The 23,312-nt window shown below is 60.9% G+C and carries 23 protein-coding genes (1 of these 23 cut by a window edge); 11 read left to right on the forward strand and 12 right to left on the reverse strand.

Annotation, left to right across the window (positions count from 1 at the left end; all coding sequences use genetic code 11):
* Positions 1–60 precede the first annotated feature (60 nt).
* Together ORD17_RS01640 and ORD17_RS01645 are read left to right on the forward strand one after the other, a co-directional pair.
* On the forward strand, positions 61–1,035 hold the full coding sequence (locus ORD17_RS01640; RefSeq protein ID WP_308389186.1) for an FIST C-terminal domain-containing protein: 975 nt from the start codon (positions 61–63) through the stop codon (positions 1,033–1,035).
* 147 nt (positions 1,036–1,182) lie between these two features.
* Complete coding sequence (locus ORD17_RS01645) at positions 1,183–2,004, forward strand: L,D-transpeptidase family protein (RefSeq protein ID WP_308389187.1); 822 nt, start codon at positions 1,183–1,185, stop codon at positions 2,002–2,004.
* A 52-nt stretch (positions 2,005–2,056) separates the two neighbouring features.
* Here ORD17_RS01645 and ORD17_RS01650 read toward each other — a convergent pair whose 3' ends face one another.
* Positions 2,057–2,362, reverse strand: coding sequence for an Lpp/OprI family alanine-zipper lipoprotein (locus ORD17_RS01650; protein ID WP_215871334.1), 306 nt, complete (start codon positions 2,360–2,362; stop codon positions 2,057–2,059).
* Between the two features lie 398 nt (positions 2,363–2,760).
* Between ORD17_RS01650 and ORD17_RS01655 the strand changes: the two genes are divergently transcribed.
* Positions 2,761–3,006 carry a DUF2892 domain-containing protein gene (locus ORD17_RS01655; RefSeq protein ID WP_308389188.1) on the forward strand — a complete coding sequence of 82 codons (246 nt, stop codon included), beginning with the start codon at positions 2,761–2,763 and terminating at the stop codon, positions 3,004–3,006.
* Here ORD17_RS01655 and ORD17_RS01660 read toward each other — a convergent pair.
* Positions 2,962–5,226 (reverse strand): TonB-dependent receptor, encoded by a 2,265-nt coding sequence (locus ORD17_RS01660; RefSeq protein ID WP_308389189.1) that lies wholly within the window; start codon positions 5,224–5,226, stop codon positions 2,962–2,964. The two genes, ORD17_RS01655 and ORD17_RS01660, sit on opposite strands and share 45 nt — an antisense overlap.
* Before the next feature lie 128 nt (positions 5,227–5,354).
* On the opposite strand from ORD17_RS01660, the gene ORD17_RS01665 reads away from it, so the two are divergent.
* From ORD17_RS01665 to gloA, 7 genes are all read left to right on the forward strand, one after another.
* Complete coding sequence (locus ORD17_RS01665; protein WP_308389190.1) at positions 5,355–5,855, forward strand: peptidylprolyl isomerase; 501 nt, start codon at positions 5,355–5,357, stop codon at positions 5,853–5,855.
* A 3-nt stretch (positions 5,856–5,858) separates the two neighbouring features.
* A complete protein-coding gene (locus ORD17_RS01670; RefSeq protein WP_308389191.1) occupies positions 5,859–6,638 on the forward strand; it encodes a UDP-2,3-diacylglucosamine diphosphatase in 780 nt (259 codons plus the stop codon).
* A gap of 228 nt (positions 6,639–6,866) precedes the next feature.
* Positions 6,867–8,090, forward strand: a complete 1,224-nt coding sequence (locus ORD17_RS01675) for an aspartate kinase (RefSeq protein ID WP_308389192.1) — start codon at positions 6,867–6,869, stop codon at positions 8,088–8,090.
* A complete protein-coding gene (locus tag ORD17_RS01680; protein WP_308389193.1) occupies positions 8,090–9,256 on the forward strand; it encodes an aspartate aminotransferase family protein in 1,167 nt (388 codons plus the stop codon). The genes ORD17_RS01675 and ORD17_RS01680 overlap by 1 nt, the downstream gene beginning before the upstream one ends.
* Positions 9,253–10,188 (forward strand): ornithine carbamoyltransferase, encoded by a 936-nt coding sequence (gene argF, locus ORD17_RS01685; RefSeq protein ID WP_308389194.1) that lies wholly within the window; start codon positions 9,253–9,255, stop codon positions 10,186–10,188. Before ORD17_RS01680 ends, argF begins: the two co-directional genes overlap by 4 nt.
* Before the next feature lies 1 nt (position 10,189).
* On the forward strand, positions 10,190–11,389 hold the full coding sequence (locus ORD17_RS01690; RefSeq protein WP_308389195.1) for an argininosuccinate synthase: 1,200 nt from the start codon (positions 10,190–10,192) through the stop codon (positions 11,387–11,389).
* A 9-nt stretch (positions 11,390–11,398) separates the two neighbouring features.
* Positions 11,399–11,782: a lactoylglutathione lyase gene (gene gloA / locus ORD17_RS01695; RefSeq protein WP_308389196.1), complete on the forward strand. Its 384-nt coding sequence runs from the start codon at positions 11,399–11,401 to the stop codon at positions 11,780–11,782.
* Positions 11,783–11,789: 7 nt separating this feature from the next.
* Here gloA and dnaQ read toward each other — a convergent pair whose 3' ends face one another.
* Genes dnaQ through ORD17_RS01710 form a run of 3 tightly spaced genes read right to left on the reverse strand, consistent with a single transcriptional unit; the run spans position 11,790 to position 13,712 of the window.
* The gene (gene dnaQ / locus ORD17_RS01700; protein WP_308389197.1) at positions 11,790–12,476 is read right to left on the reverse strand and encodes a DNA polymerase III subunit epsilon; all 687 of its coding nucleotides are present in this window, start codon (positions 12,474–12,476) and stop codon (positions 11,790–11,792) included.
* Positions 12,473–12,949, reverse strand: a complete 477-nt coding sequence (rnhA, locus tag ORD17_RS01705; RefSeq protein WP_308389198.1) for a ribonuclease HI — start codon at positions 12,947–12,949, stop codon at positions 12,473–12,475. The genes dnaQ and rnhA overlap by 4 nt, the downstream gene beginning before the upstream one ends.
* Positions 12,942–13,712, reverse strand: coding sequence for a methyltransferase domain-containing protein (locus ORD17_RS01710; RefSeq protein WP_308389199.1), 771 nt, complete (start codon positions 13,710–13,712; stop codon positions 12,942–12,944). Before ORD17_RS01710 ends, rnhA begins: the two co-directional genes overlap by 8 nt.
* Positions 13,713–13,773: 61 nt before the next feature.
* Between ORD17_RS01710 and gloB the strand changes: the two genes are divergently transcribed.
* Complete coding sequence (gloB, locus tag ORD17_RS01715; RefSeq protein WP_308389200.1) at positions 13,774–14,520, forward strand: hydroxyacylglutathione hydrolase; 747 nt, start codon at positions 13,774–13,776, stop codon at positions 14,518–14,520.
* Here the strand turns inward: gloB and ORD17_RS01720 are convergent, their stop codons facing one another.
* The 7 genes in view from ORD17_RS01720 to nusA are tightly spaced (at most 55 nt apart) and all read right to left on the reverse strand, a layout consistent with a single transcriptional unit that may run on beyond the window.
* Positions 14,521–15,783 (reverse strand): pitrilysin family protein, encoded by a 1,263-nt coding sequence (locus ORD17_RS01720; RefSeq protein ID WP_308389201.1) that lies wholly within the window; start codon positions 15,781–15,783, stop codon positions 14,521–14,523.
* Between the two features lie 11 nt (positions 15,784–15,794).
* Positions 15,795–17,876, reverse strand: a complete 2,082-nt coding sequence (gene pnp / locus ORD17_RS01725) for a polyribonucleotide nucleotidyltransferase (protein WP_308389202.1) — start codon at positions 17,874–17,876, stop codon at positions 15,795–15,797.
* 24 nt (positions 17,877–17,900) lie between these two features.
* On the reverse strand, positions 17,901–18,170 hold the full coding sequence (rpsO, locus tag ORD17_RS01730; RefSeq protein ID WP_215872433.1) for a 30S ribosomal protein S15: 270 nt from the start codon (positions 18,168–18,170) through the stop codon (positions 17,901–17,903).
* A gap of 38 nt (positions 18,171–18,208) precedes the next feature.
* The gene (truB, locus tag ORD17_RS01735) at positions 18,209–19,093 is read right to left on the reverse strand and encodes a tRNA pseudouridine(55) synthase TruB (RefSeq protein WP_308389203.1); all 885 of its coding nucleotides are present in this window, start codon (positions 19,091–19,093) and stop codon (positions 18,209–18,211) included.
* On the reverse strand, positions 19,090–19,473 hold the full coding sequence (locus ORD17_RS01740) for a ribosome-binding factor A (RefSeq protein ID WP_308389204.1): 384 nt from the start codon (positions 19,471–19,473) through the stop codon (positions 19,090–19,092). The genes truB and ORD17_RS01740 overlap by 4 nt, the downstream gene beginning before the upstream one ends.
* An 11-nt stretch (positions 19,474–19,484) precedes the next feature.
* Positions 19,485–22,079, reverse strand: coding sequence for a translation initiation factor IF-2 (infB, locus tag ORD17_RS01745; RefSeq protein WP_308389205.1), 2,595 nt, complete (start codon positions 22,077–22,079; stop codon positions 19,485–19,487).
* A gap of 55 nt (positions 22,080–22,134) precedes the next feature.
* Positions 22,135–23,312, reverse strand: the 3' portion of a protein-coding gene (nusA, locus tag ORD17_RS01750) for a transcription termination factor NusA (protein WP_308389206.1). 304 nt of this gene lie beyond the right edge of the window; the window shows 1,178 of its 1,482 coding nt (coding positions 305–1,482); its start codon lies off the right edge, out of view — the gene reads right to left on this strand; the stop codon is at positions 22,135–22,137.

Consider the following 23,312-nt stretch of genomic DNA (forward strand, 5'->3'; position numbering starts at 1 on the left):
TCTTCTGGGTTTGCGACGGGTAACAGGGGACCAGAGGTCCTGCTCGACGATGCCGTCGCGATGGCATTCGAGAAGCTTGCGGGGCCGGTGAGCGGGGCCCTCATTGTCTTCAGTCCGGGCCATCTGCCCCAACCGCGTGTAGCCCTGCAGCGTCTCGCAAGACGTCTAGCCTGTCTACAAATTCGGGCCGGATCCTTCCCCGGAGTCATCAGCGATCATGGCAGCGCACTGGGACGGGCGGCCTGTGCCGTATTACTGTTCTCTTCTCCTCTTGGACTCGGTGAGCACGGCAGCAACACGCTGCTCTGGGCTGGCTCACAGGACTTGAACGCGGGGGAGTTGCCCGCAGAAGAAGATGCGACGATGGGGGTGATTACCAGTAAACATTCCTGGTTCTGGCAACATCCCCAGCGCCGACCACTGCTGCGTACGGCTTTGCTGGGCCCGTTGCAGCACCAGCAGGAGATCTCCTCGGGCATCAGCCCACTGACGGAGCTGTTTCCGTATTTCCGCCAAGAGGGCGCATTGCTCCTGCAACTGGAGCGTTTTTCAGCATTGCCACTCCTCGCGCGCAACATCCCCTTTGCCTTGCGGGAAGCACGCAGGCTGCCCCTCGAGCAACTGCTCGTGGCGGAGCGCGATGCGCAAGCCCGTATCCGCTACCTGCACATTGTTGCAACCGATAGCAATCGCAGCGGCCTGTGGCTGGAGCGACCCCTGCGGGCGAATAGTCAGGTCTTTCTCGCCTGGCGCAATCCGGACGCGGCCTTGCGGGATACCCGGGTAATTTTGGAAGCAACCAGGCAGCGAGGCATGCCGCACTTCGCCTGGCTCAGCTACTCCTCTTCCCGCGCGATGGGTTTTTCCCCACCAGCGGGAGATGAGCTGACCTTGTGGCATGAGTATTTCCCCAACTGTCCCCTGTTAGGCGCCTTTGCCCACGCTGAGCTCGTCACCAACGCGGGCGGACTGGAGCTGCACCGCTTCGGCATGGTCATGGATCTCTTTTATCGGCAGGAGACCCGTGATGCTTGACCGGCCCGTACATTCTGGCAGACTCTGCCGGTTCCAGTTGATCAGGGTCTTCCGGTGCGCTTGACAGCTGTTCTCCTATTCTCCTTCACCTGTTGTAGCTGCTCCGCCTCTGCAACCACCTATCCCTTACCTCAGGGAAACCACAGGATGGTGGGAGAGATCCGCTATCTCAGCGCGCGCCACGAAGATACTTTGGCCGATATCGCTCGGCAACAGGACATTGGCTACGATGCTCTTCGTGCTGCCAACCCCGAGGTGGATCCCTGGCTACCTAAGGCGGGAACACAGATCCTGATCCCTAGTGAATATATCTTGCCCGCAACGTCGCACCGGGGGATTGTCATCAACCTGCCGGCGATGCGTCTGTTTTACTATCCGCCGCACGGCAACACCGTGGAAACCTTCCCCATTGGCATTGGCCGGGAGGGCTGGGACACTCCCACTGGCACCACTACGGTGATCGCCAAAATCCGCGATCCAAGCTGGACGCCTCCGGCCAGCATTCGCGCCGAACACGCGCAAAATGGCGATCCATTACCCGCCATTGTCGGCCCTGGTCCCGACAATCCGCTGGGGCAATTTGCGCTGCGTCTTGGCTGGAGCGGATATCTGCTGCACGGTACCAACAAACCCTACGGAGTGGGTATGCGGGTTAGTCACGGTTGCATTCGCCTCTTGCCGAACGACATTGCGGCATTATTTGCGCAGGTTGCGCCGGGCACCGTCGTGCAGGTCGTTGATCAACCCTGGCTCTGGGGCGAGCGCGACGGCTCCTATTATTTGCAGGTATTCCCGGCGATACAGGAAAAGCAGGGTGCAGCCAACGAGCAGGCCTTCCGTCGCTGGCTGCAGGAACAAATCCCGGCGGGACTACAGATATCGTGGGAAAAGGCGCTGCAGGTGTTTCGCGAGGCCAATGGAGTGCCGACACTCATGGCGATCCGTGATCCAACAGCCAGTGCAGGCTGAAAGAAAAAGCCCCGCCGAAGCGGGGCTTTCCAGTTTACCGAAACGGTAAAACTTACTTCATCATCGCCTTCTTGAACATCCGCTCAACCTTTTCGTTGGCCTCTTCAGCCTTCTGATTGGCGGCGTTGGCGGTGCTCATCGCCTGGTCAGCGGTGCTCTGCGCGGCATTGGCCTTGCTCAGGGCGTCATTGGCGGTGTTCTGCGCCGCATTGGCCTTGGCGAGCGCCTCGTTGGCGGTGGACTGCGCGGCATCAGCCTTGGAAGCAACCTTGGCGAGGTCGGAGTTGGTGGCACAGCCAGCCAGACCCAAAGGCAGGATCAGGGCTGCAACTTTCAACGTGGTGGTCAGCTTGCTCATAACGGTCTCCTCATTTCGGGTGGAATAACGAGCAAAAAAATCAAGCACTATCACCGGCATCCGAGCTATCACCGCGCGCATCTCCATGCAGACCACGGCGCTTACTGGTCATACCGTGGCAACATTCTATTGCAGATACACCACAAGACTCAATAGATGACCAAGCTTGACACATCTTTTGACAATCGCGATCTCTTTCTCGCGGAAATTTGCTGAAAGTCTGGCGAAGAAGACTAAAAAATGCCATAAATCTATGGCCGTGATATGGAGCCTCAACAATCTGGTACCGCCCGCCAAAATCTGCACTACCGATCTAGGCAGCAGCGCAGCCTGCCATTGCATGCCCCGGAAGAAAGGCCTAAAGTAAGGACCTTGGCATCCGATTTGGAGGAATCGCCATGGGGATCCGACCGAACATGCTGCCCATCGAGCGCTGGCTGCGCCTGTATTTTGGCGTCATCCTTCTCGCTATCTACTTCATGAACCCCTTCCCCTACAAGGAATGGACCTTCTCCGGCCTGCTCCTGATTGCCACCGCAGCGACCGGATATTGTCCGATCTACAGTCTCCTGCGGCGGCGCAAGAGGCGAGACAGGAGCTCAGCGATAGCGCCAGGTGACGGTCAGGGCGAGAGTGCGCGCTGAGAGGGGGTAAAAATTTGCCCCGGTGTCTACCGTCAAACCACCGGTGTTGACGAAGCCGATGGCACGGCGGTCGAAGAGGTTGTAGAGCCAGACATCCAGGTCCAGTTCCTGACGCTCCCAGCGCCAGCGATGGCCGGCATTGAGATCTGCGAGAAAATAGGCGGGCACTGGCTCTTGGTGCAGGCTGTCGGCCCAACGTCTCCCTAGATAACGTCCGGCCAAAGAAGCACGCCAATCTTCCTTTTCGTAGCGGAGCAGGAAATTCCCGGTCCACAAAGGCGTGTCCGGAGTCTGCAGACCGGCAACCGCCAGGGTCCGGCCGCCCAGCGACCGGAAGTCGCGGCGGAATATGCTGCGGGTATAGTTGCCGTTGCCGGCGATCTGCCAGTGCGCGGCAAAGCGCCACCCGCCGCTGATACTGGCGCCGAAGCTGGCACCGTCACCGACGTTTTGCGGGTAGAGCAATTGTGACAGGGGATCGAAAACGGCCACCGATTTGTTATGGAAGATACCGTAATACCCCAGAACTTCGACAAAGCCTGAATCGTTGGCCCAGCGGAGCGCCAAATCGCCTTGGTCCGAGCGTTGCAGTCGCTGGGCATCCCACAAGGACTGAATCGAAAGACCCGCCGCGCGAAACGCGGCAACATTGGCCTGATAAGCCGGCCAGAGGTCGTAGCCGGGGGAAGCCACGTTGCTCCCAGCGTTGGCACGCAAGAGCCAATCCTCGCTGAGCAACCAGCGGAAGCCCAGATAGGGTAAGAAGGCGCCCAGGGTGCGGCCGGTAACCGAGAGCGGCGCAACGGGCTGCGCCTGCGCCAATGCAGGGTCGAGAGAATCGGCGGTAACCCCGCTGGTTGCGTAGGCCTGCAAACTCGGCAGCCGATCCCAGAGATAACGCCCGCCAATGGTCAGCGCCAGCGCGCCGGACTGCCAGGATTGTTCGGCAAAAAGACTGTCGTAGCGCTCCGCACGGGTGGGAGCACTGAGCAGTGACCAGCGCAAGAACCGCAGGCCACCGCCGGTGGTCGGCGCATACAGAACACTGTTGGTGGCCGGGTGCGGTGCGATCTTTTCGTCATGCCAATAGCCCGCTTGCCAGCGCCAGGGCCCCAGACTTTTCTCCCACTGCAGTCGCAGACCCCAGCGCCAGGTATCGATATCAGTACGCTGGACGAGAGGCTGCGTCCCCTGTACCAGGCCTCGCTGGTACCAGCCCGTTTCTTTCATGCCGTAGGGCTCCAGTTGCACTGTGCCCAGACGGCCCAGACGCTGCAGCCAGAGCAGCAGCAGGGCATCGTCCCGAAAATATTGACGGTTATAGCCTTGGTACCAGGCGGCCTCGGCGGAGCGAGGATCAGAGGTTGGGGTGGCGTTGTATCCTAACTCGCCGAAACGGGCCAAATCTTGGGACTGGGCGAAGGTCAGGGGGCGGTAATTGTCGCTACGATAGTCGTCATGCACATAGAAGAGGCGCAGGCGCCCGCTGGTGCACGGCAGCTGCCAAGCCAACGCGACATTGCCGCGACCCGCGGGCGTGTAACCGTTGCCGCGCCAAGCATCGGCACGGGTAAAAGAGCCAGAGATAAAGAGACTGGATCCCCCGGGCAGGAGACCGCTATCCCAACGCAAAAAACTTCGGGAAAACCAGTTACTGCCAATGCTTTGCCGCAGCAGCCACGAGCTCTTCGCCTGCGGCCAGAGCAGATCACTGTCCACCACCCCGGCGATCGTCCCTGCTGCCGTGAGAAAGGGTGGCACCGCACCGGCATAAAGGGTCACGCTGCGCAGATCTTCCTGGTCTACCAGCCATTGGCCCGGACCGGAAAAGCCAGCAATGAGGGGCACGCCGGCGAGCAGATCGCCGGCGCCATGCTGGGCGGTCTCACCGCGCACGCGCAAGCCCTTGTTGGCACTTTGCACATTGGCAAGATTGAGGGCATCCGGCGCGTTGTACGAAACCCCGGGCAGAAAGCCCAATGCTGCGTCGGCATTAGCCCCGCCGGGGCCAGCCAACGTCTCGACTTGTTGCTGCTGCAAACGAAAGGCGCTGGCACTGTGGCCTGGGGGATTTTCTCCCAGAGCCGGTGCCAGCGTCGACGCCGTTCCACCGCTCTGCACCGTACCGAGATCCTCAGCTTGCGCATACTCACTGACCAGCAATGACAACGAGCACAGCGCAGCAAAACCTGCCTGCACAGGTAGACGACCTGCATTCATCTTGCTCCCGCCATATTTGCAACTTTGTTGCAAATATTAATCAAGAGTCCACATACGGGCAAGAGGCTCGACAAGCGGCAGCGGGGCCCCTACTCTGGGCAAAATTTTCTCACAGACAGGAGTCCGTCATGGAACAAGTGGTACTGCGCACCAATCACGGCGACATTCAGATCGAACTGGATGACGCCAAGGCCCCCAAAACCGTCGCCAACTTCCTGCAATATGTCGACGAAGGTTTCTTTGACGGAACCATCTTCCATCGGGTGATACCGGGTTTCATGATACAGGGCGGTGGTTTCAACGAGAAAATGCAGCAGAAAAACACCCACGACTCGATCAAGAATGAGGCGGACAACGGCCTGAAGAATGAGCGTGGCACCCTGGCCATGGCGCGCACCAACGATCCGCACTCCGCTACAGCGCAGTTCTTCATCAACCTGGTGGACAACGATTTCCTCAATTTCCGCTCTGCCTCGGGCAGCGGCTGGGGCTACGCGGTCTTCGGCAAGGTCACTTCCGGGATGGAGGTGGTCGACGCGATTGCCAAGGTGGCCACTGGCAACCATGGCATGCACCAGGATGTCCCGAAGGAAGCCGTGGTGATCGAAAAGGCCGAACGTATCGCCTGATCCGTGCACCTGGCGCCAGCCGCCCTCGCGCAGCGGCAGGGGGACCTCTTCTGCCTCTCCGACCTGCACCTCGGCCCACAGCGACCGGAGCTGACCGAACGCTTCTTGCGCTTTTGTCAGGAGATTCCGGCGGGCGTCAGTGATCTCTGCATTCTGGGCGACCTCTTCGACTTCTGGGTGCACCGCGCGCAGGCGCAGGAAGAACCGCAGAACTGCGTGCTGCGGGCCCTGCAAGCGGTGCGGGCGGAGGGTATTCGCGTCTGGTTGATGCCTGGCAATCGCGACTTTGCCCTGGCTCCCTCGGTCCTAGCGGAGTTCGGGATTGCAGCGTTACCCGATCCGACCCTGCTTCCGGGCGGGATCGTCCTGACCCACGGAGACCTACTCTGCACCCAGGACCACCGCTATCTGCGCTTTCGCCGGATCATCCGCAACCCTCTACTGCTCCGCCTCTTGCGTACCCTGCCCTATTCCGTCCTGCTGGGAATCGGCCGTCGTTTACGACGCAGCAGCCAAAAGGAGTTGCAGAAAAAGACGTTCACCATGATGCAGGCGACAGACAATGGCATCGCCATGGCGATCCGGGGAGAGGGCGTCTTTGCCAGCTCTTCTGCGCCCTATCGTATCCTCGTTCACGGTCACACCCACCAAGCCATCGATGAAGATCTTCCAGCTCTTAACGCGCATCGCTTTGTGCTCAGCGACTGGCAGACGACGGGTGCCACCTTGCTGCGCTGCTCGGCAACGGGCGAGTGTGCGCTTTGGCACTATCCACCGCGCTAGACTCCAGAACCCGTGCGCAACTTCTAGCCTACGAGACCGCACACTGGACGGATTCTGCAACGGCAGCGATTTCGGGGACACGAAGCCCCTGCGTTCTGTTGTGCAGGCAATTCTCTCCTCTGGCCTACCCAATATCGCCCGACTGCCTGGGATTCCACCAGACGCGTCACCCTATACAGCTCGGGCATCTGCCTTTATCATTCGGCCTTTGACGGCATTCCTTAGATTATGGCGCTCATCGTACAGAAATTCGGCGGCACTTCCGTCGGCAACATCGAACGGATTCAGGCAGTAGCAGATCGGGTATTGGCGACTCGGGCCGCGGGGCACGAGGTGGTGGTGGTCGTGTCGGCCATGTCTGGCGAGACCGACCGCCTGCTCAGGCTCGCGCACGAGATCGATTCTCAGCCGCACCCTCGCGAGCTCGATACCCTGCTCAGTACGGGCGAGCAGGTTACCATCGCGCTGCTGGCGATGGCCCTGCACAGCAAGGGACAAGCGGCCCTGTCTCTCACTGGCGCGCAGGTACCCATCGAGACCGATAGCGCACACAACAAGGCACGCATTGAACGCATCGACGGTGCACGTCTGCGGGCAGCTTTGGCCGCCGGGCAAGTGGTGATCGTCGCCGGGTTTCAAGGCGTCAATCCGCAGGGTGACATCACCACCCTCGGGCGGGGCGGTTCGGATACCACCGCCGTGGCCTTGGCAGCGGCATTGCAGGCCGATGAATGCGCCATCTACACCGACGTCGATGGCATCTACACCACCGATCCACGGGTGGAAGGCAAGGCCCGTCGCCTGGACCGGATCACCTACGAGGAAATGCTGGAAATGGCGAGTCTGGGTGCCAAGGTCCTGCAGACCCGTTCGGTGGAGTTTGCCATGAATTACCAGGTGCCAGTGCGCGTCCTTTCTTCGTTTGCAGATGGTCCCGGCACCCTTGTTACCAGTGAGGAAAACTGTATGGAAGCCCCCCGCGTATCGGGTATCGCCTTCTCCCGCAATGAGGCCAAGATCACCGTCGTCGCCGTTCCCGATCGTCCAGGCATCGCCTCCGCCATCCTCGGCCCGATCTCGGCGGCCAACATCAACGTCGATGTCATCCTGCAAAACATCTCCGAGGACGGCAAGACCGACTTCACCTTTACCGTCGAGCGCAACGACTTCGAACGCGCTATGGGTATTCTGCGTGGCGTCGCCAACGAACTGGGGGCGGAAGACGTGCGCGGCGATACCGGCATCGTCAAGGTATCGGCGGTGGGGGTGGGCATGCGCTCCCACGCCGGCATCGCCGCCAGCATGTTCGCCGCCCTAGCCCAGGAAAACATCAATATCCAGATGATTTCCACCTCGGAAATCAAGATCTCGGTGGTCATCGCCGAAAAATATCTGGAGCTCGCCGTGCGCGCCTTGCACAGCGCATTCGGTCTGGAAAAGGCGGCACCCTGATGGCATTGATGAACAACTACACGCGCCTGCCCGTCGCCTTCGTGCGCGGCGAGGGGGTGTGGCTCTACGACGAAAGCGGACGTAAATACCTCGATGCCCTAGCGGGGATCGCCGTCTGCGGCCTGGGTCATAGCCATCCGGCGGTAACCGCTGCCTTGCAGGAGCAAGCCGGCAAACTCCTGCACACCTCCAATCTGTACCAGATCCCCGAACAGGCGGCTCTGAGCGACGACCTGTGCCGTTTGAGTGGCCTTGATGCGGTGCTGTTTTGCAACAGTGGCGCCGAGGCCAACGAGGCGGCCATCAAGCTCGCCCGCCTGCATGGCCATGCGCGCGGCATTGCCGAACCCAAGATCCTGGTCTTTACCCAGTCCTTCCACGGCCGCACTTTGGCAGCGCTCACCGCCACCGGCAATCGCAAGATTCAGGAGGGCTTTGCCCCGTTGGTGGCAGGTTTCGTACGCGCCCCCTACGGCGATCTAGCGACGGTACGGGGCATGCTCAGCGCCGATCCGGATATTGCCGCCGTACTTGCCGAACCGGTACAGGGCGAGGGCGGAGTACGCCCTGCCCCGGCTGGATTTTTGCGCGGACTGCGTGAGCTCTGCGATGAACACCAGGCGCTCCTGCTCTGCGATGAGGTACAGACCGGCATTGGCCGCACCGGGCGCTATTTTGCGTTTCAGCATGAGGAAGGCCTACTGCCGGACGTGCTTTGTCTAGCCAAAGGCTTGGGTAATGGCGTCCCCATTGGCGCCATCGTCGCCCGCCAAGCCGCCGCCGATCTCTTCGGTCCAGGTAAACACGGCAGTACCTTCGGCGGCGGCCCCCTGGTCTGCGCCGCCGCCCGCGCCGTGTTACGGACCATGGAAGCCGAGGATATTCCGGCCCATGCCGCCGCCGTGGGGGAGCTCCTGCAAGGCCGGCTGCGCGAGCGTTTCCGCGGACACCCGGCGGTAGAGGAAGTGCGTGGCCTTGGTCTGATGGTGGGCGTCGTCCTGCGCCAGGAGCCAAAGGATTTCGTGCGCCGCGCCCTGGACGCCGGCGTCCTGCTCAATGTAACGGCCGGACGGGTGATCCGCCTGCTGCCGCCCCTCATCTTCGGGCCTGCCGAGATCGATCTGCTGGTCGATACCCTGGCCAAGCTCCTGCAGGAGGAAGCATGAAACCAGTGCGTCATTTTCTGCGCTTGCAGGACCTCTCACGTACGGAACTCCAGGGCCTGCTCACGCGCGCCATCAAGCTCAAGCGCATGCTGCGCGCCGGCGAGCACTACACCCCCTTCGCCCAGCGCACCCTGGCCATGATCTTTGAGAAATCCTCCACCCGTACCCGGGTTTCCTTTGAAGCCGGCATGGCACAGTTGGGCGGACATGCCCTGTTCCTCTCGCCGCGCGACACGCAACTGGGGCGCGGCGAGAGCATCGAAGACACCGCTCGGGTACTGTCGCGCATGGTCGATCTGATCATGATCCGCACCTTCTCTCACGCCGGCCTCGAAACCTTCGCCAGCGCCAGCCGGGTGCCGGTCATCAACGGCTTGTCGGACGACCATCATCCCTGCCAGCTCCTCGCCGACCTGATGACGGCACAGGAGCTCTGGGGCGGATTGTCGGGACGGAAGGTCGCCTTCATCGGCGATGGTGCCAACAACATGGCACGCTCGTGGATGGAAGCGGCGCAACTTCTCGACTTCGAATTGCGGATTGCGGCACCCGCGGGTTTCCAGCCCAGTGCCGATGCGGAGCGGGAAAATGGCAGTCATACACAAATTTTCTGCGACCCGCACGCTGCCGTCGCCGGGGTGGATCTGGTCGTTACCGACGTCTGGACCAGTATGGGGCAGGAGGCCGAAAATGCCGAGCGGCGTGCCCTCTTCGCTCCCTTCCAGGTCAATGCCGAGCTTTTCGCTCAGGCGCGGAGCGGAGCCGTGTTCATGCACTGCCTGCCCGCGCATCGTGGCGAGGAAGTCACGGCGGAGGTCATCGATGCGCCGTACTCTCTGGTCTGGGAGGAGGCGGAGAATCGCCTGCATGCGCAGAAAGCACTGATGGAATTTTTGGCAGGCTTTGGGCCCCTGGCCGATCAAGGAGTCTGATATGGTAAAGAAAGTCGTACTCGCTTATTCCGGTGGACTGGATACTTCGGTCATCCTCAAGTGGCTGCAGGATCAATACCAGTGCGATGTCGTCACATTCACCGCCGACATCGGCCAAGGCGAGGAGCTGGAGCCTGCGCGTGCCAAAGCAACCCGGCTCGGTGCAAAAGAGATTTTCATTGATGATCTGCGGCAGGAATTCGTACGTGACTATGTCTTTCCCATGTTTCGCGCCAACACGATCTACGAAGGAGAATATCTGCTAGGTACCTCCATCGCCCGCCCGCTGATCGCCAAGCGGATGGTGGAGATCGCCGCAGAAGTGGGCGCCGATGCCGTCGCCCACGGCGCCACCGGCAAGGGCAACGATCAGGTGCGCTTCGAGCTCGGCGCGTACGCTCTCGACCCCAAAATCCGCGTGATCGCCCCATGGCGGGAGTGGGATCTGAACTCGCGGGAAAAGCTTCTGGCCTATGCAGAGCAACATGGCATTCCCATCGAACGGCATGGCAAGAAGTCACCCTATTCCATGGACGCCAATCTGCTGCACATCTCCTACGAGGGCGGGATTCTGGAAGATCCCTGGGCCGAGGCCGAGGAATCCATGTGGCGCTGGACCACGGCGCCAGAGAAGGCCCCGGATCAGCCGCGCTACATCGAAATCCAGTTTGCCCACGGCGACCCGATCGCCATCGATGGCGAGGCCCTGCCTCCTGCCGCCCTCCTCGCCCACCTCAACACCATTGGCGGCGAACACGGTATCGGTCGTCTCGACATCGTCGAGAACCGCTACGTGGGTATGAAGTCTCGCGGTTGCTACGAAACCCCCGGCGGTACCATCTTGCTCCGTGCGCACCGCGCCATCGAATCCATCACCCTGGATCGCGAAGCCGCGCATCTCAAGGACGATCTCATGCCGCGCTATGCCAGCATCATCTATAATGGCTACTGGTGGAGTCCGGAGCGCCGCGCCCTGCAATCCCTCATCGACCAGACCCAGCGCCTGGTTACCGGCGTGGTGCGCCTCAAGCTCTATAAAGGTACCTGCACCGTTGTCGGCCGCAAATCCGAACAAAGCCTCTTCGATCCGCGTATCGCCACCTTCGAGGACGATGCCGGTGCCTATCACCAGCAGGATGCCGAGGGCTTCATCAAGCTCAACGCCCTGCGCCTGCGCATCGAAAAACGCCTGCAAGGCTAGGAGGACGCCATGCGCATTTTGCATACCATGTTACGGGTCGGCGATCTCGACCGCTCTCTGGCCTTCTACACCGAGGTGCTGGGGATGCGCGTTCTGCGTCGCAAAGATTATCCCGAGGGCAAATTCACTCTCGCCTTTGTCGGTTACGAAGAAGAAGACCGCGGCGCCGTCATCGAACTCACCTACAACTGGGGCGTCGATAGCTACGAGCTTGGCAATGCCTTTGGGCACATCGCCATCGCGGTAGAGGATGCCGCCGCTGCCTGCGCGCAAATCCGCGCCCGCGGCGGTCGGGTAGTTCGCGAAGCCGGCCCGATGAAACACGGCACGACGGTCATCGCCTTTGTCGAAGATCCCGACGGCTACCGCATCGAGCTCATCGAACGCCAGTGAGAGAACTCTAGATCTTCTCCCACAGGGAGTTACCCATCGCAGCCAGATAGGCGTCATGCGCTGCTCTTTCCTCGGGCGAGGCGGCGATGATTCGCAGCCGCCCTTGGGGGCGGACCGTGGGGCGAGCGGCGGTCCCGGTTTTGCCCGTCGCGTCGGCTGGCGCAGCATCCATCAGGCCCATATCCACCTGACCACCGCTCATGGCCAGATAGACCTCCGCCAACAATTCACAGTCCAGCAGGGCACCGTGCAGGCTGCGCTGACTGTTGTCGACGGAGTAGCGTCGGCAAAGGGTATCGAGATCATTTTTCTGACCTGGGAATCGACGTCGCGCCTCCACCAGCGTATCGATGACGGGATTCTGCAATTTCCCCCGTTGCAGCAGTCTCAACTCGGCGGACAAAAAGCCGATATCAAAAGGCGCATTGTGGATGATCAGCTCATCGCTCCCGAGATAGGCTAGAAACTCCTCCACCAGATCGGCAAAGAGCGGTTTGTCCTGTAAAAATTCGTCGGTCAATCCATGGATGCGCACCGCATCGGGATCACAGGAACGCCCGGGATTGAGATAGACGTGAAAGTTGTTGCCCGTCAGTCGCCGGTCGATGATCTCCACAGCACCGATCTCGATGACCCGATGCCCCTTGCTAGGATCCAGGCCCGTGGTTTCCGTGTCCAATACGATCTGCCTCATAGCCATCCCTCCCCACTCGCTTCCTGTGTAGCTCCGGCGAAACGATCGAGCACCCGATTGATCAGGGTGTCGACCGCCTCATTTTCCGTGTCACCCGCATGACCCCGCACCCATTCCCAGCGTATTTGGTGGGTCTGCGCCAAGCTCGCGAGTGCCTGCCAGAGTTCCTGATTCTTCACCGCTGCGCCCCCCGCCGAGCGCCAACCACGCTTTTGCCAGCCCGCCAGCCACTCGGTCATGCCCTTGATCAGATACTGCGAATCCGCACGTACCAATATGTGGCTCGGGCGTTTCAGTGCCTGCAATCCCTGCACTGCGGCAGCCAACTCCATGCGGTTGTTGGTGGTCTGTGGCACATAGCCCCACAAGACGCGCTCATGCCCGCCTTGGCGCAGCCAAGCGCCCCAGGCACCGGGACCCGGGTTTCCGCGGCAAGCGCCATCGGTAATCAGACGCAGGGTGGATTCAGTCACGGTTAGACCCCACAAAACGCTGCAGGTTGGCCGTTGCCGTCGCCAGCTTGGGGCGGCGCTTCTTTTGGCGCATGGATAGGAGGCCCACCAAAGTGGGGCTATTCTCGCGCTTCTGCGCGAGCAGGATATAGGCATTGGCCCCCGCCGGCCACCAGCGATCACCGACCAGCTCCAGCCATTGGGCGCCATGCCCCAAACCCGGAACGGTATACTGGAAATAGCGTCCTTGGCGCAGGCCGAAACCGATCTCCTCCAGCAAGCGACGGAGTTGCGTCAACGGCAAAAAGGGTTCGCGCCACGGCCAGCTACGGTCGCGACGCCAGAGGTGCCAGCGGCGCAGCATCCCCAGACTCCCACTAGGATTGAAATCCATGATCAGAATATGCCCTTCTGGACGCAACACGCGCCAGCACTCCTCGAGAATGCGTCGGGTATCGGGCATACGGGTCAGACAAAACGGCACCAGCACCAGATCAAAACGCAGATCAGCGAAGGGTAGGGCATCACAGCGCCCGTAGACCTGGAGATAGCCTTCCGCAGCGCAAACAAAGCCGTCATTGAGCAACACCCAGGATCTGTCCGTCTCCAAGGGGTTCCAGTAGACCGGCTGCCCCAACTGCAGGACCGTATCGGCGTGCAAACGCTCGATCCAAGGCGGCAGAATCTGGCTGGCACGTTCCAACAACAAGCGTCCGCTGCGGCCTGTCCACCAGCGCGCCGCCCGTCGTTGTCGCAGGGAAGAAGGAACGATCCCCCTAGGCATGAGGAACGGGCTGTGTTTTGATCATGGCTGCATGTTACCTTGATCTAGAGTCGGAGCCCATATGCTGACCCTCATTCCCGCTTTTCAGGACAACTACATCTATTTAGTGGCTACCGCTCACGGGCTGTGGATCGTCGACCCCGGTGATGCCCAGCCGGTGCTGAATTACCTCGACTCGCAGCAGCTCCGGCCCACGGCCATCCTTTGTACCCACCACCACGCCGATCATGTCGGCGGCGTAGGCGCCCTGGTAGAACATTATGACATTCCGGTCTTCGGCCACGGTGCGCGGATTCCCCAGCTCAGCCACCCCGTCGCCGAGGGTTCACTGGAGATCGATGGCGAGGCGGTACAGGTGCTGGAAGTGCCCGGGCATACCTTAGACCACATCGCTTATCACTGGCAGGACTATGTCTTTTGCGGTGATACCCTGTTTGCGGCGGGCTGCGGAAGAATCTTTGAGGGCGACCCGCAGATGATGTACGCGAGCCTGCAAAAGCTCGCCGCCCTGCCCGACAGTACGCAGATCTGCTGCGCCCACGAATATACCGAGAGCAACCTGCGCTTCGCAGCGGCGGTCGAGCCGGAACGCCCAGCGATCGAAGAACGGAAACAACAGGTAGCGCGGCTGCGCGCGCAACATCGCCCAAGTCTACCCTCGACGCTGCAAGAAGAACGACAGAGCAATCCCTTTCTCCGTTGCCGGGAAGCTGACGTGATCCGCGCCGCACGCGCGCACGGCGCCCGGAACGACTCCGAAGTGGAGGTATTCGCCGCCTTACGCCACTGGAAAGATCGATTTCACTAATCAGGCGGGAACTACCGTCCATTCCAGTCGCTGTGCCCAGGCGCGCGCAAATACTTCCTGTACCTGCATTGCGGAAACCTGTTGTAGCGAGTCGAGGATTTCTTCTTCGCTTTTCAAGCGCCCACCCTGGGCAAGCTGGCGCACTCGCCGCGCCATCCGCGTTTCCAGATCCTCCTGACCCAGTAGCCATTGCTTACGCAGGCCGGCGCGACTCCAGTCCATTTCCTCAGCGCTCGGTCCATCCTGCATCAGAGCCCTGAGGATTCCCGCGATGGCTTCCTGGGTGGCGCGACGCTTCTCCGGCGGCACCGCCGCGTAGAGCGTCCACTCGGCGGTATCGCTGAGTGCCTCGAGCTGGGAATAGGTCTGGTAGGCGAGCCCGCGCCGCTCCCGTAACTCCTGGAAGAGACGCGAAGCCATCCCCGCGCCCAGTATGTGATTGGCAAAAAGCTCCATCAGGTGACTTCGATCTGCGAAGGCGCTGGCCTGTGCCATCCACAACAAATGGGCTTGACGGGCGTGCGCCGAGCGTCGGTGCCGCGTTGCAAAAATCGCCCTGGGAAGCGCCGGGGCAACGTGCTGAGGGCGAGCTGGAAGGTAAGCAAAACGGCTCTCCACCAGTCGCGCAAGAGCGTCTTCCTCTACCGCGCCCACCGCGACGATCAGGATAGGAGCACTGGCTAGATAGTGCTGATGAAAGGCGCGCAAGCGCCGGGCGCTCACTCTCCGCACCAGACTCGCCTTGCCCAAGACCGGCCAGCCCAACGGATCCTCTCCCCAAAAAGATTGGGTCGCGAGTTCCTGCAAATGATCCTCGAGATCCTCCTGCGCCATGGCAATTTCCTGCGCCACCACGGTCCGCTCGAGGGCGAGGTCCACTGCCGCCAAGCGAGGTTCCAGCAGCAGATCGGCAAGCAGATCGAGACCAGCCTCCTGATCCTCTGCCAATACCGTCAGATGCAGGGTAACCGATTCCCGGTCGGTGAAGGCATTGAGCGTACCACCCAGGCGTTCGCCCAGGCGGTTGATTGCAGAGGCATCACGCCCCTTCGCTCCTTTGAACAACATATGCTCGAGGAGATGGGCAAAACCGTTTTCCCCCGACTGCTGATGACGGCTGCCGCGCAGGGCGGTAACGGAGATCGCTACTTGCCGCCGACCCGGCACCCTCTCACTCAGAAAGCGGACGCCGTTGGGCAGTTGCTGCAGGGAAAGCGAGGCATCCATCAACCCCCGACCCTCCGGCGGAGGTCGCTGCGACAAGGGCTGCTGATTCAGGATTGGGGAATATCCTTCATGCTCAGCTTGATCTTGCCTTGGCGGTCCACCTCCAAGACCTTGACCCGTACGGTTTGTCCTTCTTTGACGTAGTCGTGCACGTCATTGACGCGCTCGGCGCTGATCTGCGAGATATGCAAGAGACCATCGCGCCCGGGCAGTATGGTCACGAAGGCACCGAAGTCCATGATCTTCGCCACCTTACCATCATAGATCACACCGACCTCGACATCGGCAGTGAGCAGCTGAATGCGCCGCTTGGCTTCTTCGCCCGAAGCCCCATCGACGGAGGCGATGGTCACCAGACCATCGTCCTGGATATCGACGGTGGCCCCTGTTTCTTCCGTCAGCGCGCGAATGATCTTGCCACCCGGCCCAATCACGTCGCGGATCCGATCCGGATTGATGCGGATGCTGATGATGCGCGGTGCATGCTCGGACAGGGTTTCCCGCCCATGTTCGAGCACATTCTTCATCAAGCCAAGAATATGCAAACGCCCGGCTCGGGCCTGTTCCAGCGCTTGCGCCATGATCTCCCGGGTAATGCCCTGGATCTTGATATCCATCTGCAAGGCCGTCACGCCGGTTTCCGTGCCAGCCACCTTGAAATCCATGTCTCCCAGATGATCTTCGTCACCCAGGATATCGGTCAAGACCGCAAAACGCTCCCCTTCCTTGATCAAACCCATGGCCACACCGGCCACCGGTGCCTGCAGGGGAACACCGGCATCCATCAGCGCCAGCGAGGCGCCACAGACCGATGCCATGCTCGAAGAGCCGTTGGATTCCAAGATTTCCGAAACCACCCGCAGACTGTAGGGAAATTCCGACTCTGGCGGCAGAACGGCAGCGATGGCACGTTTGGCAAGACGTCCATGACCAATTTCCCGCCGCTTGGGGGAACCCACCATGCCCGTTTCACCCGTAGAGAATGGCGGAAAGTTGTAATGCAGGAGGAAACGATCGCGGGTTTCACCGTGCAGGGCGTCGACGATCTGCTCGTCGCTCTTGGTGCCGAGAGTTGCCGTAACCAGGGCTTGGGTCTCTCCTCGCGTGAAAAGTGCCGAACCGTGAGTGCGGGGCAGCACGCCGACCTCGATGCTGATGGGACGCACGGTGAAGCGATCGCGCCCATCGATACGCGGTGCGCCATCGAGAACTCGACCGCGGACGATCTCGGTCTCGATCGATTTGAGCGCTGCGCGCACTGCATCGGCGCGGGTGGCGTCATCCGCGGCCAAGGAAACAACCGCCTCCGCGCGAATATCTTCCAGACGCTTGCTGCGCGCCTGCTTTTCCATCAGCTGATAGGCCGCTTGCAGCGCCTCGCGCGACTCGGCGACCACTGCGGCGTGCAACTCCGCGTCCTTGCTGGGCGCCTGCCAATCCCAACGCTCCTTACCGGCCGCCGCTGCCAACTCATTGATGACCGCAATGACCGGCTGGAAGCTGGCGTGACCAAACATGACCGCCTCGAGCATGACCTTCTCGGACAAACCCTTGGCCTCGGACTCCACCATCAGCACCGCCGACTCCGTGCCAGCCACCACCAAGTCCAGCTCCGAACTCTGCAATTCCGCAAAGCTCGGATTGAGCAGGTACTCACCGTCCCGGTAGCCAACGCGTGCGGCGCCGATCGGACCATCGAAGGGAATGCCGGAAATGGCCAGAGCCGCTGAGCTGCCGATCATGGCAAGAATGTCGGGATCTTGTTCCCCATCGACCGAGAGCACCGTAGCAATCACCTGCACTTCGTGCATGAATTGCTTGGGAAACAGCGGCCGAATCGGACGGTCGATCAGGCGAGAGGTCAGCGTCTCCTTTTCCGAGGGACGTCCTTCCCGCTTGAAAAAGCCGCCGGGGATCTTCCCCGCAGCGTAGGTCTTTTCCTGATAATTCACCGTCAGCGGAAAGAAATCCTGCCCTGGCTTCGAGTCGCGCCGACCCACCGCAGTGACTAGCACCACACTGTCGCCGCTGCTGACCAACACCGCGCCATCGGCCTGGCGAGCCATCCGTCCCGTTTCCAGGACCAGCGTCCGGCCCCCAAATTGCACTTCCTTCCGCACGATGCTCAAGATACTCTCCTCGACGGTGGTGAATTACTTACGCAGACCCAGACGTTCGATCAAAGAGCGATAGCGCTCGTAGTCATTCTTCTTGAGGTAATCCAGCAGCTTGCGACGCTGCCCGACCATCTTCAACAAACCCTGGCGGGAATGGTGATCGTGGTGGTGCGCCTTGAAGTGCTCAGATAGACCTTCAATGCGGGTGGTCAACAAGGCGACTTGCACTTCCGGTGAACCGGTGTCGCTGGGATGCGTGGCATAGGCCTTCACCACGTCGGACTTCACTTCACGAGTCAGGGACATCTTGTACTTCTCCTACGCAATCAATCTGGAAAATAGTCCTAGTTTACGCCCATAAGGCGACGTGGCGCCACCTTGCCGTCCTCCATTACCTCTCCCAGACCCAAAAACTGTGCCTGCGGTCCGTAAAGGCGAATCCGGCCCGGAGCTGGGGCATGGGCAATCACCACCCCCTGGCCTTGTCGAACATAGTATGCGGTGTTTTCCGTCAGGATTACCGCGGGCAAATCCTGCAGCGCCAGATCCATTGCCTGCAGCGGGCACTGACCGCTTTCTCGTGCCGCCGCCAAGCGGTCGAGATCGTAAGCGGCATCCAAGGAAAAACTGCCGGAACTGATCCGTCGCAACTCACGAATATGGGCACCGCAACCGAGCAGACGCCCAAGATCCTGTGCCAGACTGCGCACATAGGTCCCCTTGGAGCAGTGGATGTCGAGGATCAATTCATCACCCACCCAAGAGAGCAAATCGAGGGAGTAGATTTCGACGCTACGTGCTTCCCGCTCGACTTCCACCCCTTTGCGCGCCAGGCGGTACAGGGGCTGACCATCGCGCTTGATGGCAGAGAACATGGGCGGGATCTGCGAGATTCGTCCGCGAAAACGGGAAAGGGCGGCATCCAGCTGCGCCTGATCAAAGTCCACGCGCCCACTCGCCACGACCTCACCTTCCCGATCCCCGGTATTCGTCTCTTGCCCCAAACGCAAAGTTGCCCGATAACGCTTATCGGCATTGAGCAGATAGTCAGAGACTTTCGTCGCCTGACCAAATAGCAGGATGAGCAATCCGGTTGCAAAAGGATCCAGGGTGCCGGTGTGCCCGGCCTTGCGAATTCCCATGATCCGCTTAGCACGCTGCAACGCTGCGTTGGAGCTGACCCCCGCAGGCTTGTCGAGCAGGAGAATACCGTCGCTGCAGACGCTCATGGCTCGTCCTCGGCCGGTGCCGGCGGCAGATGCGCAAGGAGTTCTGCCATCTCGGCATCACGGTCAAAACGCGGGTCGTAGACAAAGTGCAGCGGCGGAATACGGCGCAGATGCAGCTTTTTGCCGAGGATTTGGCGCATCTCGCCGGCTTCCTCCTGCAAGCGCTCGCGCACCAGAGCCGCGCGCCCCGGCCCATCCATCAGCGAAAACATCACGGTGGCCTGACGCAGGTCGGGCGCCAGTCGCAACTCGGTGATGCTTGGCAACAAACCAATCCCCGCCAGGCGATGTAGCCTGGGCAACAGGGCAGCAATCTCCGTCTGCAGGAGATGCGCAATGCGGTCGCTGCGCGGATAGCTACGCTGATGCGAGGTGCTCATGCGTGCCGCCTTTAGAGGGTACGCGCCACTTCAATCGTTTCAAAGGCCTCGATCACGTCGCCCACCTTGATATCGTTGAAATTGCGCACCCCAATACCACATTCGAAACCCTCGCGCACCTCGCGTGCGTCATCCTTGAAGCGGCGCAGGGAATCCATTTCCCCAGTGTGGATCACCACCGCCTGGCGGATCACCCGCACCTTGGCATTTCGCCGGACGATACCATCCGTCACCATGCAACCGGCGATGGTGCCCACGCGCGGCACGCGGAAGGTTTCGCGAACCTCGGCATGGCCAAGGATCTGCTCGCGAATCTCCGGCGCCAGCATCCCGGTCATCGCCGCTTTCACCTCGTCCACCGCATCATAAATGACGCTGTGGTAGCGCACGTCCACGCCGCTCTGCTCGATCAGGCGTCGTGCCTGCGCCTCGGCACGCACGTTGAAGCCAATGATGACCGCGCCGGAGGCGTGAGCCAGATTGACATCGGACTCGGTGATGCCGCCAACTGCGGAATGAATGATCTGCACGCGGACATCGTTGGTGCTGAGCCCCTCGAGGGTGCTGCGCAGAGCCTCGGCAGAACCCTGGACATCGGTTTTGATAAGCAGATTGAGTTGCTGCAGTTCACCCTCACTGGCGGCCTCGAAGAGACTCTCCAGGCTGCCTTTGGCACTCTTCGCCAGGCGCACGTCACGGAACTTGCCCTGGCGGAAGAGTGCAACCTCGCGTGCCTTGCGCTCGTCGTTCATCACGAGCACCTCGTCACCCGCTTGCGGCACATCACTCAGGCCGAGAATCTCAGCCGGCAGGCCAGGCCCGATTTCCTCCACCTGCGCTCCACCGTCATCAATCAAGGCGCGCACGCGACCATATTGCGCACCGGCCAGCACGATATCCCCGGCATGCAGAGTTCCCTGGCGGACAAGAACGGTAGCCACCGCGCCGCGCCCACGATCCAGGCGAGATTCAATGACTAGGCCCTTGGCCGGACCATTGCCCTGTACCTCCAGATCGAGAAGCTCCGCCTGCAACAAAATGGCATCCAGCAGGGCATCGATATTGATTCCCTGCTTGGCCGAGACATTGACGAACTGCGTATCTCCGCCCCACTCTTCGGGCAGCACATCGTGCTGCGCCAGTTCTTGGCGGATCCGGTCCGGATCCACACCGGGTTTGTCGATCTTGTTCACCGCCACCACCATCGGCACATTTGCCGCCTTGGCGTGGTGGATCGCTTCGATGGTCTGCGGCTTGACGCCGTCATCAGCCGCCACGACCAGGACCACGATGTCCGTTGCCTGTGCACCGCGCGCACGCATCGCCGTGAAAGCCTCATGGCCGGGCGTATCGAGAAAGGTGATGGTGCCCTTATCCGTCTGCACATGATATGCACCGATATGCTGGGTAATGCCACCCGCTTCCCCGCTCGCAACCTGCGTCGAGCGAATGCGATCGAGCAGCGAGGTCTTACCGTGATCGACGTGTCCCATGACCGTGACGACCGGCGGCCGTCGAACCATCACCGCCTCTTCTGCAGAGGCATCTTCCTCCAATAGGGCTTCTGGACTGGCAATGGTTACCATCTTCACCTTGTGCCCCATCTCCTCGACAACAATGGCGGCCGTGTCCTGATCGATCACCTGATTGATGGTCGCGACTACGCCCATTTTGAACATCGTCTTGATGAGCTCGCTGGCCTTGACGGCCATGCGACTGGCCAGCTCGCCAACGGTGATGGTCTCCGGGATGGGCACTTCCCGCACCACCGGCGCAGCACTGAAATCACTGGCTACTGCCGAACCCGTCTTCTTCTCATTGCGTCGGCGCCGCATGGCGACATCGGAGCCGCGCTCCTCGCGTCGTCCACCCCGCTTGCCACGCCAATCATCCTCGTCGCGCCGACCAGGACCTGCTTTCTTCTTGCCAGCAGGCGCTGCACTGGGTGCCGGAGCTGGCGTCAGCGGACGCGCAGCACCCGCGGCGCCGCGCGTGGAGGCAGCGCTTCTCTCGGCGACCGGACGACGTCGCCCAGGAGCGGTGTCCCTCGCGCTCTCCGGACGACGCGCCGGTTCGCTCGGCTCCGACTTGGCCGTGTGAATCGTGGTGGGCGCTTCCACCGCAGGCTCCCCGAGAGCTTCTACATCCGAGTCTGCCGACGCGGCTTCCGATATTGCGATTTCCGGCTCTACGGGCAGCTCCTGAACCTTCTCCGGCGTCACCTCGACCACTGGCGCCGGCTGCTCCACCGGGGTCTCCGCGTGCGCCGTCGCTGTTTCGATGGTGCTCTCCTCAGCCGCTTCAGGATGCAAAGCCTCCCGCTTCACATAGGTGCGCTTACGCCGCACTTCAACCTGCACCGTCCGAGATTTGCCCGCTCCAACGTTTTGTTTGATTTCGCTGGTACTCGTGCGGTTAAGAGTAATCCGTTGCAGGGAGGCCTTCTCCGTTGAGCCACGTAAGAAGCCGAGCAGTCTCTGCTTGTCCTCCTCGGTCACCTTGTCCTGCGCAGTCTTTTTGGCAATGCCTGCCGCCTGGAACTGCTCCAGAAGGCGCTCACTGGTCAACTGAAGTTCTTTCGCGAAACCCGCAACTGTAACCGTCATACTGTCTTATCCCTCCACTCGCTGTCGCGATAACCCGGCTTTACCCTTTCCGTCTTCAGGAAAACCAAGGTGCACGCGCCGCCATGATCAGGGATTTGGCGCGCTCAACGTCGATCGTCACCATTTCCTCGAGCTCATCCACCGCCAGTTCCGCCAAGTCTTCCGCCGTGGCAATGCCCTTTGCGGCCAATTGGTGCGCCAGGGCCTCGTCCATCCCAGGCAACTGCAACAGGTCTTCAGCCGGTTCGCTCAGACGAACCTGCTCCTCCTGCGCAATCGCCTTGCTCAGCAGCCGATCGCGAGCACGGCGCCGCAACTCGGTCACCAGCTCCTCATCCAGCCCCTCGATTTCCAGCATTTCTGCCGCTGGCACGTAGGCAATTTCCTCCAGCGAGGTAAAGCCCTCCTCGACCAGCAGTTGCGCCAGATCAGTATCGATACCCAGCTCAGAGATGAATTCTTCCTGGAATCGCGCGTCCTCTTCCTCGCGCTTTTGACGAGCCTCCTCCTGCGTCAGAATGTTGATGGTCCAGCCGGTGAGCTGACTGGCCAAGCGAACATTCTGTCCACCCCGGCCAATGGCCAGTGATAGCTGCTCTTCATCCACCACAACATCCATGCTGTGGGTGTTTTCATCGACGATGATGCTCGAAACCTCGGCGGGAGAAAGGGCGTTAATCACAAAGGAGGCGGGATCAGAGGACCAGACGATGATGTCGACGCGCTCGCCGCGCAACTCATTGACCACGGTCTGTACCCGATTACCGCGCATACCCACGCAGGCGCCGACCGGGTCAACGCGGGGGTCATTTGAACGCACGGCCATCTTGGCGCGCAAACCGGGATCACGGGCGGCGCCCATGAGATCGATCATACCGTTGGCAATCTCCGGCACTTCCTGGGAAAAGAGCTTCAGCAACAGCTCTGGCGCCGTGCGGGAAAGGAACAACTGCGGCCCCTTTTGTACGCGTCGCACATCCTTCAGGTAAGCACGGATGCGGTCACCTGGGCGAATCGCCTCGCGCGGAATCATTTCATCGCGCGGCAGGATGGCTTCGGCACGTCCCATGTCGACGATCGCGTTGCCTTTGTCCATGCGTTTGACGAGCCCACTGATGATTTCGCCCTTGCGGAAGGCATAGTCAGAAACGATGCGATCCCGCTCCGCATCGCGCACCCGCTGGAAAATGACCTGTTTGGCACTCTGCGCGGCAATGCGGCCAAACTCTACCG

Origin of the sequence: Acidithiobacillus sp. AMEEHan, assembly GCF_030996345.1 — a bacterium.
Lineage (GTDB): Bacteria > Pseudomonadota > Gammaproteobacteria > Acidithiobacillales > Acidithiobacillaceae > Igneacidithiobacillus.